The organism is Dysgonomonas sp. Shenzhen-Wh21 (assembly GCF_043392705.1).
Taxonomy (GTDB): Bacteria; Bacteroidota; Bacteroidia; order Bacteroidales; family Dysgonomonadaceae; genus Dysgonomonas.
The window spans coordinates 14,631-28,135 of record NZ_JAIXHZ010000068.1; the positions used below are offsets into that span (position 1 = coordinate 14,631).

The 13,505-nt window shown below is 36.7% G+C and carries 8 protein-coding genes; 4 read left to right on the forward strand and 4 right to left on the reverse strand.

Going from position 1 to position 13,505, the window contains the following annotated elements; genetic code table 11:
* Positions 1–76: 76 nt before the first annotated feature.
* Genes LDB17_RS03930 through LDB17_RS03945 form a run of 4 tightly spaced genes read right to left on the reverse strand, consistent with a single transcriptional unit; the run spans position 77 to position 7,127 of the window.
* On the reverse strand, positions 77–1,666 hold the full coding sequence (locus tag LDB17_RS03930; RefSeq protein WP_252636679.1) for a RagB/SusD family nutrient uptake outer membrane protein: 1,590 nt from the start codon (positions 1,664–1,666) through the stop codon (positions 77–79).
* A gap of 18 nt (positions 1,667–1,684) precedes the next feature.
* Positions 1,685–4,960, reverse strand: coding sequence for a TonB-dependent receptor (locus LDB17_RS03935; protein ID WP_252636680.1), 3,276 nt, complete (start codon positions 4,958–4,960; stop codon positions 1,685–1,687).
* Positions 4,961–5,000: 40 nt separating this feature from the next.
* Positions 5,001–6,191, reverse strand: coding sequence for an AGE family epimerase/isomerase (locus tag LDB17_RS03940; protein WP_252636681.1), 1,191 nt, complete (start codon positions 6,189–6,191; stop codon positions 5,001–5,003).
* A gap of 18 nt (positions 6,192–6,209) precedes the next feature.
* Positions 6,210–7,127, reverse strand: a complete 918-nt coding sequence (locus LDB17_RS03945) for a dihydrodipicolinate synthase family protein (RefSeq protein WP_252636682.1) — start codon at positions 7,125–7,127, stop codon at positions 6,210–6,212.
* A gap of 301 nt (positions 7,128–7,428) precedes the next feature.
* On the opposite strand from LDB17_RS03945, the gene LDB17_RS03950 reads away from it, so the two are divergent.
* From LDB17_RS03950 to LDB17_RS03965, 4 genes are all read left to right on the forward strand, one after another.
* Positions 7,429–8,178, forward strand: a complete 750-nt coding sequence (locus tag LDB17_RS03950; RefSeq protein ID WP_252636683.1) for a FadR/GntR family transcriptional regulator — start codon at positions 7,429–7,431, stop codon at positions 8,176–8,178.
* Between the two features lie 75 nt (positions 8,179–8,253).
* Positions 8,254–8,817: an RNA polymerase sigma-70 factor gene (locus LDB17_RS03955; RefSeq protein ID WP_252636684.1), complete on the forward strand. Its 564-nt coding sequence runs from the start codon at positions 8,254–8,256 to the stop codon at positions 8,815–8,817.
* Positions 8,818–8,881: 64 nt separating this feature from the next.
* On the forward strand, positions 8,882–9,823 hold the full coding sequence (locus LDB17_RS03960; protein ID WP_252636685.1) for a FecR family protein: 942 nt from the start codon (positions 8,882–8,884) through the stop codon (positions 9,821–9,823).
* A 226-nt stretch (positions 9,824–10,049) separates the two neighbouring features.
* Positions 10,050–13,505, forward strand: a complete 3,456-nt coding sequence (locus LDB17_RS03965) for a TonB-dependent receptor (protein ID WP_252636686.1) — start codon at positions 10,050–10,052, stop codon at positions 13,503–13,505.

Genomic DNA, 13,505 nt, shown 5'->3' on the forward strand with positions numbered 1-13,505 from the left:
ATAAAAGAGACAGCCTAAAGGTCTAATGTTAGATTAGGTTAGATTAGATCAGGCTTGTCTCTTTTAAGGTTTAATATTAATAACCCGGAGTTTGGGTCAGTAGTGGGTCTTTATTCAGCATATTAGTTTCTATAGGGTATAATACTTTGTGAGCTTCTGTTGTTTCATTCAATATTGGCTCGGACGATTCTACATTTCCTTCCGGTACAAAAACAAGATGTTTTCCTCCCTTAGTCAATGTCATACGCCTTACATCCCACCATCTTTGTCCTTCACAAACAAACTCCTTATCTTTTTCCTTTAATATAGCCAATTCATTCGTTGTAAAATCAGCGTTCACATAGCCATATTTGCTTTCATTCCATTTATCTCCATATGCTCTTTTACGAACGATATTTATGTATTTGGCAGGGTCTCCTCCTTGGAAATTCTCTACCTCTGCCAATGCGAGGTATACCCAAGCCAGTCTATACCATAACTCATCGCCGCAATAAATACGCTGATTTTTGTCTTTGTTATAAATGCCGAGATTTTTTCTGAGTATTAGCCCTGCAAGTTCTTTAGTGTCTTTTTTGTATACAGACAAGAACGTAGCATCTCTCCGAGCATCTTCTTTATCATAATTCAGGAACATTTGCTTTTTGTATTCTACACGTAACTGACCGCTAGATAATACTTGTAGTGTATCATTACTGGTAACTCGTCCATCTTCATACAACCAGGCATCATTAAATTGGCTGGTGGTCCAGTTGTATACAAAAGACCCCATGCTGTTTCCAGCTTCACCTTCAGAATATCTGATAGCCATAATTGCCTCTGTATGCCCTTTTTTTGTCGGGTCGGCATTGTATATATCCGTAAAAGTGGGAAGGAGATCCAAACCATAATTTTTAGTTAAACTAAGCAGGTGTGTTTTAGCTATGTCAATATCTGCAGGATTTGCTGTATCATCTAATGTACTGACTTTAGCAGTCCATAGATAAACATCAGCAGCTAGTGCCTCAGTCGCCGCTTTAGACCAAGTCGACTTTTGTCTGTCAAAAGAGACATCATCACCAAAATTATCCAATGATTTTTTCAAGTCTCCTTTTATTTGTTGCATAACTTTAGAAGCATCTGCTCTGCCTTCATAAAGTTCTTCGGGTACAACAATTCCATTAACAACTTTGGCTGTTAATTGTAAAGGACAGCTACCATAAGCACGATACAAATCGAAATACCAAAAAGCGCGTATCCCGTAAGCCTGAGCTAATAGTTTCTTTTTCTTATCATCTGTTAAAACATTGGTCTCTTCGGTACGCTGAATAAAGAGGTTCACATTGGTAATACGTCCATATATATCTCCCCATCCGGTGATTCCTGTTTGTCCTGTGTGCAGCGACTGATTGGCCAATACTCCATAGCTTAATGATTCTCCGCCAATAGAGGTACCAGTCTTGATAGAGCCACCCCGGGCTTCTCCAAGATCAAAGATATGGAAGAAACTTCTTTTTCTGAGATCGGAACGTAAGCCAATCATATAATTAGTAAAGTGGGTTTCTGTTTTCCAGTAAGACTCACTTCCATAGAAGTCTATCGGGGCCTCATCAAGGTCGCATGATGAGAAGAAGAAAAGAGAAACGATACCGATCGTTAATCCTTTTATAATTGATTTTATTGATTCCATAATTCTTTACTTTTCTAATTAAAATGTCACATTCAAACCAAAAATAAGTGTTCTGGGCAATGCATATCCAGAAACAGCATCTGTAACTTCCGGAGAAGAAACTGTGTTTTTCTTCGATGTCCAATATCCCAGATTCTGCCCGGTTATGCTAACACTTAATGCCTGCATTTCCAGTTTATTTACAATGGATTTTGGCAGTTGGTAACTTAATGATACTTCTCGGAAGGCGAGGTAATTTCCTTTTTGAGCAAACATGGTAGATGGCATATTATAGTTTGCTTTACCAAGCTGATCCGCCCACAAATAACGAGGATATTTTGCATTTGGATTATTCTCAGTCCATGTATCAAATACATCAGTAGTCATATTGTATGTTCCTTGCATATCTCCTAAAAACCAAGGCAATGACTGTCCTGATCCGGTCGATTGGGCAATCCAGTAATCGAGAGCAAAGTCGAAACGGGCGTGTAAAGTCAGTCCTTTCCATGATAATTGTGTATTAAAACCTCCAGTCCAATGTGGTATCCGGTTGCCTACAAGGACTTTATCATACTGATCTATTTTTCCATCTCCGTTTACGTCGTGCCATTTCATGTCACCAGGTTGTATCGGCATATTACTTTTCTTGGCTTTATCGGCATCTGACAGTGCCGCCCATGCATCAGGTCCATATAATTTTTGAGCATTAGAGCCATTTGTCTCAACAACAAGATCCCCGGGTATCTCATCCCAAGATCTGTATATACCATCCGATTTATATAAAACTAGCTGTGATGTCTCGTATCCTTCCTGATAACCGCCTACCCAGACTTTCTCATAACTACCATCCGGCAAAGTTTTCCCGGTATATATTTGTACCGCATCCTGCCTGTTTCTTTCCAAATCGTTAAAAGGTAATTTCTTAATTGTATTTTTGTTGTAGGCAAAATTCATAGATGCATTCCATGTCCAGTCTTTTGTTTTTATAATATCAGCACCTATTTCAACTTCGATCCCTCTGTTTTGGAGATCGCCATTGTTGGTCAAGCTTTGGGAAACCCCTGTAGATGTAGGGAAACTTACATAAGAGTGTTTATCTGTAGTCAAACGATTGTAATAAGTAAACGAGCCTCTTAATCTATGATCAAGAAAATGTGTTTCCAAGCCTACTTCGAATGTTTTTGTCTTTTCCCATTTCAGGTTTGGCAGCGGAAGATTACCTACAAGGAATCCTGTTTCACCATCATACTTCACTGTATTGTAAGAACCTTGTACCTGGTAAGTGCTTATTCCTGAAGCATTACCATTAACTCCATAACTTACACGTAACTTTCCATACGACAACTTAATCCTATCATTCAATGATTCCATAAAATCTTCCCGGCTGAATATCCATCCCGTCGATATCCCAGGAAAGAATCCCCAACGGTTATCTTTATGTATAGTTGAATATCCATCGCTTCTGAATATTGCATTTACCAGATATCTATCCTTAAAATCATATGAAAGACTTCCGAAATAAGAAAATATTTTTCTTCTTTGGTGATCAGTATCTATAGACCTTTTGTTTGCTCCGGCATCAGTCAATCCTAAATCTCCAAAATCATCGGTAGGGGCACCCGATCCTGAGGCTTTGATAAACCGGGTATAAGTATTATAAAATTCAGTACCTGCCAATGCACTTACATTATGATTTTCGGCAAAACGCCTGTTAAAATTCAAAACGGCATTATAGGTTTGATCGAATGTCCGATGAAACTCAGCACTTGTGCTACGTGTTTTATTGAATACGCCAGGAGATTGTTCATAGTCTTTCGTGAAGTTTTCATAATACGAATCACTGTAGTACCAATTCATTGAAGTTCTCAAATATAAACCTTTCATAAAATCCACCTGCAAAGCCTGCGTCATGGAGAATTTCTCTGACTCATTATCTATTTGCCATTTATCAGCTTGGTAATTTTGATTTCCATCACTTGCACTAGGCCCTAACAATGGATTCCCATCTTCGTCGTGATAACGGACTGTTGGAGGAACGGATAAGATACGCCCGAAATAGTGAGCTTCATAGGTCTGAGAGCCTGGCATAGACTGCCATTCAGCTTTGGTAAAGTTGAATTTAGATTCAGATTTTAACCATCTCGTAATTTTATAATCTCCATTAAATGTAAAATTATAACGCTTATAAAAGGATTTTATAGGTAAACCTTCCGAGTGATTGTATCCTAATCCGGCATAATATGATCCTTTGTCATTACCTCCCGACATATTTATATTATAGTCCTGTGAAATTGCAGGTGAATTAAAATTCGTGTCAGCAGGGTCTGTATTCTTAAATATTAAGGTTTTGCTTGGGTCTAAAGGATCGGGCATTGTTTCCCATCCCTTACCTAGCAACCATTCGTTATCTGAATCTAAATACATAGTACTCCAGGGAGATACGCCATATTTATTTCCTGTACCATAAGGTCGTTGTCCGGCAAGATCATTAGGGCCATAACCTAGTTCGTTCGCAGCCTGAACCGCTGTTCGTTGGTAGTGTAAATAATCCCTTGCTCCTACGAATTTGAATGGCGAATTTAGGTAATTCAGACCTACCTTTGCTTTAAAGTTTATTTGAGTTTTACCACTTTTACCCATTTTTGTAGTTATCAGTACAACTCCATTACTGGCACGCGCTCCATAAATGGCTGTAGCCCCCGCATCTTTCAATACATCCATTGATTCTATATCTTCAGGATTGATGTCACTCATTGATGACCGGATTTGCCCATCTACTACTATCAGCGGAGAACCTGTACCATCAAGGTTTGTTCCCCCTCTAAGGATAATAGACGGGGCTGCTCCTGGATTTCCGGACGATTGAATTACCCTCAATCCGGAGACAGCACCGGATAAGGCTTGCGCCGGATTTGAAAACAAACCGACTTCAAGTGTCTCTTTCCCTACCTTAGATATAGAGGAGGTAACTTTACTACGGAGTTGCGTTCCGGAATAACCGGTTACCACGACTTCGTCAAGTGTTTTGTCTTCCTCTTGCATCACAATGCTGAAGTGCGATTTATCGCCAACAACGATAGATTGGGTTTTGTATCCCATAAATCTAAATACCACATTGTTCTTAGAATTAGATAGATTTAAAGAGAAGTTGCCATCTAAATCAGTAATAGTCCCATTGGTCGTACCTTCCTCTATCACAGATACACCCGTGATTGCTTCATTCTGGGTGTCGATCACAACTCCTGTAATCGACTTTGTTTGTGCAATTATCTGAACTGACAAACAAAAACAAATAAATAATAAAATGTTCCTCATAAAAATAATAATAATGGTTAAACAACGCTTGAACAGTGTTTTATGTAGTTCTCAATCGTATTAATTCTTCACATAAGGTATAAGACTTAATCATCATCCGAGGTATGTGAAATGGGCCCTTAAATAGATTCCCTTTAGCTGGTTGGGATACGGTTCCGTCATGATGCAGATAACCATACCATTCTCCATGTTCTTTGTCGGGAAAATGAGAGTATGTATAATCGCTTATCATTTTATGCATCTCTAGGTATTTACTGTCTTGTGTAGCCTGATAAGCATATAGAGTAGCTATAATTGCTTCGGTTTGTGGCCACCAGAATTTCATATCATGTGCATAATCCTGTGACGGAAAACCTTTACAATCCTTAAAATTACTAAGGCCTCCGTGCTTTTTGTCCCAGCCCCACTGCCATGACCAGTCCAGAATAGTAGTTGCCGTATCAACAAGATTTTTATCCCAATTGCGGTATTTTGCTTCTTCAAGAATAAACCAGGCTGTTTCGATACAGTGACCGGGATTAATTGTTCGTCCCATGATCGAATCAATAAATTCACCATTTGGGCCTACGGTTTCTAATAATGCTTTAAATTCCGGATGCATAAAATCATTTCGGATAGATTCCAACGATTTGTTGATTTGCTCGTCAAGGATTTTATCCTGAATAGCTTCGCGGATACGTGAAGCTGTATTTATCAGTATCATCGTAAGGGAATGCCCTTTCGTCTGGAGAGAATCTTCGTATTTAGGTTGAAGAACTCCGGGGATATTTACAAATTTCAGAATCTGCCTAAAAAGATTTAATGCTTTTTCGGCATAGGATTTATCTCCCGATGCTATGGCATATTCGGACATGGCTATAGCCGCAAAAGTTTCTGAAAATACATACCGGCGTTTTCTAAGAGGTATACCCTCCTCGGTCACTTCAAAGAACATACGTCCATCAGAATCGAAACAATATCTCTCAATAAAATCTATAGTTTGTTTAGAGGTCTCCAGCCATTCTTGTTTTTGCTCTATGTTGTTATAAGCATAAGCACAGGTAAAAGCAAAGCGTCCCTGAAACCATACCGATTTGGTCGTATCCATCAATGAGCCATCCCTGTCCACACAGGTGTAACATCCTCCGTGTTTCTTATCCACACCGAATTTTAGCCAAAACGGCATAATATCCTCAATCAGGTCTTTTTTATAAATATTAGACCAGTTCTTTAAGTACTCAGTTGTTTTCATGATAGTTATTCTGTTTTCTTAAAACTGATTACATCTTTCGAAAAAATGTATCTCCTCCAGTTCTTTTCTCATCAGTAGTTCTTCTTCCTGGGTCATATTTTGAAAAGGTGTACGATTCTCTCCCAAATCAAGTCCTATTAATTTCATGATACGTTTTCCACCAACAATATTTCCTCTGTAATGGCAGATAACATTAATTACCTCCTGTGCAAAATTTTGCAACTCACGTGCTTCATCTATTTTTCCAGCTTTCCACGATTCTATAATCTGATTCAGAACCCTGCCGTTATAATTGGTAGTACCTCCGATCCCACCCTGTGCTCCGCCCATAGCTAGGCACGGAAGTATGGTTTCGTCTTGTCCGTGAAGCATGTCGAACTTTCCGCCTTTAAGAAGCCGACATTGGTTATATTCATACAGGCTCTCGTAGGTATATTTTATTCCTGCGAAATTTGGGATTCTCCCATCTACAGCATTCAGAAAATCAACCATAGAAAGGTATACTCCATTGAATGCAGGGATATGATAGAAATAGAAAGGCAATCGTGGTGCTCCCGAAGCTATTTCTTCACAGTATTTTACCAATTCCTCGACTCTGCCTACTTTAGGGAAAGGAGGTGCCATAGAGCCAATTCCCCATGCTCCGATTTCTTGTGCATGAGCAGCTAATTCTTTGCACGATTTTATACAGGTACTACCTACATGTACAATAACTTTGAAGTGAGATGGAGATACTTCCATCCATTTTTCGGCAAGCATCCGCCGCTCTTCGTCGGTCAATAAATATCCTTCACCCGAAGAACCATTGATGAATACACCTCTGACACCATTATTTATCAACAGTTTTGAATATGATTCAATAGGATCGAGGTTTATCTTACCATTTTTGTCGAAAGGAGTAAAAGGGGCATTGATCAATCCTTCTATTTTTTCCATGTTTTCAGATTTAAATTCTTAATTATGTATTATATATTTTTTGCGAATATATAACTAATATTTTATTAAGTAATACATAATAGGTCTTTATTTTCATAAATATGATTTAAAACATATAAATTATAATTTCAAGTACTACATTATTGAAAATATAAAAAAATAGAACCTTGAAGGAATAAAATATTAACTTTGCAGTTGATATATGACATATTAGTGCTGAAATATAGTTATGTATCTATTCCTTAGAAACTAGAAACATTTTGTTTATATAATACTTAAAAGTTTAATCTTAGTTGTTCTGATGAAAGATGAATATGATAAAAAGGACCTAACTTTAGTAGAGGTTACACAACAACAAATATTGAATCATGTGACCAAAGATGGATATCAGTCGAATTCGATTTTACCGAAGGAAGATGAGTTAGCGAATACACTTGGCGTGAGCAGAGTTGTCGTACGAGAGGCTCTAAGTCGCTTGAGAGCTTTAGGTTTCTTAGAAACGAAGAAAAAGAAAGGTACTATACTAATTTCTCCACAACCATTCGGGATTATGGAAATAATAATCAATTCGGGTGCTTTAGATGAAAATTCGGTTAGAGATTTATATGAATTACGGCTGATGTTAGAGCTTGGTTTAGCTGATTTTATTTTTGAACGGAAAGATAAACAAAGTATGTCAAGACTCCTTTGCCTAGTAGAAGAAGAAGAAGCTTGTGAAGATTCTGAACGTTTAGTTGATATTGATATTGAATTTCATGCTATATTATATCAAATGGCAAATAGCCGTAGTCTCTCAGGTTTTCAAAGCTTGATAGGGAAAATATTCACACTTTATCCTAAAGAAAGACCCAAAAACTGGAGGCAGCATGAGATTATTACTCATCGTAGCCTGTACCGTATTCTGGAGAATGGAAATCCGGATGGATTTCGCTCAGCAATGAGGTTGCATCTTACTTATCAGTTTGAAAACAAGGATAAGTATCTAAAAGCATATTATGATAAAACAACCTTGAATATGGATATGTCTTGTCCAAAACAAAAATTAAAGTAGTACATAAGTTATAGATATCATCTTCTGATTATAATTATATAAAGATGTAACAATAAAAATCTGGTTAATTCATAAATGAAAGAAAAGGATATTGTTAATTCCTTTAATGCTATATATCAGCAATATTATATGCAGGCGTTTATGTTTACAAAATCATATGTCCATGATGATTTTGTTGCAGAGGATATTGTTTCAGAATCTTTATTAAAGATATGGAATATATTAAAAGAAGATTCGATATATCACATTCCATCCTTATTATTTACAATTCTGAAAAATAAATCACTGGATTATCTCAAAGCAGAAAAAAACAGATTAAATAAAATTAAAAATATAGAATTGTCAGAGCAATGGGAACTTGATTTCAGAATTGCGACATTGGAGGATTGTAGCCCTGAGCATATTTTTCTTTCAGAAATTGAAAATATTGTAAAGAAGGTTGTAAGTAACCTGCCCGAGCAATCAGCATTGGTTTTCAAATTTAGTCGTTCTGAAGGAATGACTAACAGAGAAATAGCTGAAAAACTCAATATAACCATAAAAGGTGTTGAGTATCATATAGCAAAAGTTCTCAAAATACTACGCCTTGAATTATCAGATTATTTACTTCTTATTCCTGTCTTAACTTATTTCTTGTAAAAAAAGAAATATTGACTAGGGTATCTGTTATTTTTATCGTCTTATATAAAACAGAATAACAAACATGGAATACCAAGTACTGTATCGGTATATAAAAGGAGAGGCTTCTTTAGAGGAAAAAAAAGAGGTTATCCTTTGGATTCGGGAAGCAGAAGAAAATGAAAAGGAATTTATTGAATATCGTAAAACCTATAATATTTTAACTTGGCAAGACGATAATAACATATTTTTTGAAAAGAATACTCATCCTAAAAAAACTCGTCTATATATAAATGCCTTGAGGATAGCGGGAATATTCATATTTGCATTTGGCCTTTCATTCTTCTTGCTTGATAAGATAGGTGAAAGTACAGAACCAGAGATTCTATACCATACTTTAAATGTTCCCTCCGGTCAGCGAGCCGAGCTTATATTGGCAGATGGTACCAATGTTTGGCTAAATGCTAACTCATCAATCACTTATCCGTCAATATTTGATAAGACCAATAGAACTGTTGTCCTTAGAGGAGAGGCATACTTCGATGTACGTAAAAATATCTCTCAGCCATTTTTTGTTCAGTCAGGCGATTATATAGTGAAAGTATTAGGTACACAATTCAATGTACGAGCTTATCCGCAGAACCCAATATTTGAAACAGATCTTATAGAAGGCTCAGTAGAGCTATTATACACAGATAACAGAAAAATACTTACTTTAAAGCCTGGGAATAAAATAAAAATAGAGAAAGGAGAGTATACAGTCTCTCCGATAGCTAATTATAACTACTATTTGTGGAAAGAGGGACTAGTTTGTTTTGATGACATCCTACTTTTGGACTTGTTTAAACAACTAGAAGTATTTTTTGATATTAATCTCCACGTTAACAATAAATCTCTAGAAGCACACAAATACACAGGAAAATTTAGAACCAAAGATGGAATAGAACATATTCTGAAAACACTACAATTGAGCAACAATTTTAAGTACCATAAAGATGAGAAAAATAATAGTATAGAAATATACTAAACAAGTTGTTAACCTAAAGTTTTATGAAAAACCATATGCCTATGAAGATATTATAAAAAGAAAAAAGGCCGATAGAATACTCTCCAATATGCTATCGACCTGAATTAATACTCCACGTGTTTTAAGTAGAATATTAACTAAAGAACCATGTAAAGTTATGCAAAAAATATTGTATAAGAAAAATATTGTATCTCCTCGAAGAGACTTTAAACGAACCTTTAATATTATGAGATCAACAATCCTTCTTCTTTTGTTCTCGATGAGTATGTTCGCAACAAATCTGAATTCCCAGTCTGCTCATATTTCTATTTCTTTAAAAAATAAACAAATAGGACAACTCTTATCAGAAATAGAAAAGCAGACAGATTATTTGTTTGTATACAAGAAAAATGATGTAGACCTTAACCGGAAGGTTTCGGTAAACGTATCCGATAAAACAGTAGAGTCTGTTTTGCGAGATGTTTTTAGTGGGACAGATATTTCCTATGCCATGGAGGGTAATAGTATTATGCTTCTGAAAGCTAAATTTCCTACCAAAACAGCATCTGTAAACGGAGTTAACCCCAAAAAGAAAGTATCAGGTATAGTAGTCGACAAACAGACTAACGAGCCTATTGTTGGAGCAAGTGTTTTTGTGCCGGGAACCATTATTGGAGTAATGACCGATATAGATGGAAGGTTCTCATTAGAATTAGAATCTGGTAATGAAATAGAGGTTTCTTTTCTGGGATATAGATCTCAAAGAATAAAATATACAGGTCAAGATGTATTAGATATTGCTTTATTTGAAAATACAGAGTTACTGGATGAAGTTGTAGTTGTAGGATATGGTACTCAAAAGAAAGAGAACCTAACTGGCGCTGTCTCTCAAGTTAAAATGGCGGATGTATTGGGTTCACGGCCGGTGGTCAATGCTATGAATGCTTTACAAGGAGCTATGCCTGGTTTACTAATAACATCTAATGCTGATGGACCAGGGCAATTTAAAACGATAAATATCAGAGGGACAACCTCTATTAATGGAGGAGACCCGTTGGTCTTAATTGATAATGTTCCAGGTGATGTAAATATGATTAACCCCGAGGATATTGAAAGTGTTTCTGTACTCAAAGATGCTGCATCTTCTGCCATATATGGCGCAAGGGCTGCCTTTGGAGTAATCCTAATCACGACCAAAAAAGCTAAAAAAGGAGAACGATTTACAGTAAACTACAATAATAATTTTGGTTTTCAGAAATCCATTAATCAACCAGACATAGCCGATGGAATGCAATGGCTTCAGGCGTATAAGAATGCAGAATTTGGCTCAGGCTCATATTATACAGGACAGAATATAGATACATGGATGAAATACCTGGAAGCATACAGAAAAGACCCTAGCCAATTTAAGACTTATGGAGATGGTGTATATGTAGATCCAGATACAGGTATAAATTACTATCTGAATGAAAAGAATGTATATACTAATATGTTTGATGATTATGGATTCCTTCAGAACCATAACTTATCGATGAGTGGTGGAGCCGAAAAGGTATCATACCGTTTATCTCTAGGCTATAATGAAGAGGATGGTATTCTTTATTCAGATAAAGATCGTTATGAGAGATTATCCACAAGTGCCTATATTCATACTGAGATCACTCCATGGCTCTCTCAGTCTGTTGATTTTCGCTATTCACGCAGTAAAAGAAATATGCCTGTAACATCAGAAAAAGAAACTCTATATGACATGCGTCTACCAAGCCTTTATCCTGAAGGATATCTGCGCTTGTCGGACGGGGTTGAGTTTTTGACAAACACTCCAAAAAATATGTTAGAACTGGCAACAGATAATAGATCGAGAACAGATAATCCTAGAATCCTATCTCAGACCGTTATCAAACCGTTTAAAGGACTTGAGATGGTATTAGAATATACATTTGATAAAAAAATATATGAAAATAGAATCAATAAAGCCCAGAAAGAGTACACCAATCTTCAATTGGCAAAATCATTGACAGCAACATCCTCTTCAATTGAGAGGACCAAACAGAATACAGACTATAATGCCATAAATGCTTACGCGACCTATACACTTTCATTAGGAAAACATAACACTAAAATTATGGGTGGATTCAATCAGGAATCAAGTGATTATGAAAACCTATATACATATGCTTATGATTTGATAAATGATGAATTGCCCTCGTTTAACACTGCTACGGGAGAATCAAAAACTATAACAGAAAGTATATCCCGTTATACCGTTCGTGGAGCTTTTTACCGATTAAACTACGATTATGAGGGTCGTTACCTATTCGAAGCAAATGGCCGTTATGATGGGTCTTCCAAATTTCCCCAAAATAGCCGATTCGGCTTTTTTCCTTCTTTTTCCGGAGGATGGAATATTGCAAGAGAATCATTTTTTAATTCTTATCAAGACCTGATAAATGAACTCAAAATACGCGGTTCTTGGGGACAAATAGGCAATCAGGCTATTAACCCCTACCAGTATACTCCTATAATGGGAGCATATGCTAAAGGAAATGTACCTTGGATTGTGAATGGAGATAAACCTGTAACGTTATATGCTCCCGGATTGGTAAGCGATAACTTTACTTGGGAGACAGTAGAAACATTGGATTTAGGATTAGATGTTGCAGCTCTTAATGGAAGGCTTCGCGGTACTTTGGGCTGGTATCAACGTACAACCAAAGATATGTTAGCACCAGGGTTAGAATTGCCTGCGGTAGTAGGGGCTGCTGCACCACTACAGAATACAGCAGATCTCAGAACTAAAGGTTGGGAGATTAGCTTGAGCTGGAGAGATCAGATAGGAGAGGTCTCATATAATATTGGATTTAATTTATCTGATAATAAATCAAAAATAACGAAATATGATAACAAATCTTTCGTTTTATTCAATTCTAATGGAGGTAATAATTATTTTAATGGTTACGAAATAGGAACAATCTGGGGTTACGAAACAGATGGATTTTATACTATCGATGACTTTGAAGATACAAACACATGGAAACTAAAGGACGGTATTACTTCCATAAATGGAGTTAGCCCTCGCCCAGGTGATATTAAATTTAAGAATCTTAAGGATGATGAAAATAGTATCAATAGAATTGATAATGGAGATGGAACTCTTGGTAATCCGGGAGACATGAAAATTATTGGGAATAGTGCAATCAGAATGCAGTATGGTATTTCTATAGGGGCTAACTACAAAGGCTTTGACCTGAATGTTCTTTTTCAAGGAGTAGGTAAAAGAGATGTGTGGCTCAGTGATGCTCGTCGATGGGCATTTGCTTCAGGGCAATTTGGACAGATATTCAAAGACCAATTAGATTATTGGCAACCAACCGACCCTCAGAATAACGACTGGACTCCATTGAACTCAAATCCTGAATATTTCCGCATATATAACCAACGAGAGAATGCCGGGTCAAATACAAGGAGACAGACTAAATATCTGCTTGATGGTTCATACCTGCGTATAAAAAACATTACACTCGCATACACGTTGCCCAAATCGTGGATAGCACCTGTAAATTTAAGAGCTGTGCGCTTATTTATTAGCTGCGAGAACCTACATACGTTCTCGTCTCTACCTAAAGGATATGATCCTGAACGTCTTTCTTGGGGATATCCTTTCTACCGTACAACATCATTTGGAATTAATGTAACTCTTTAA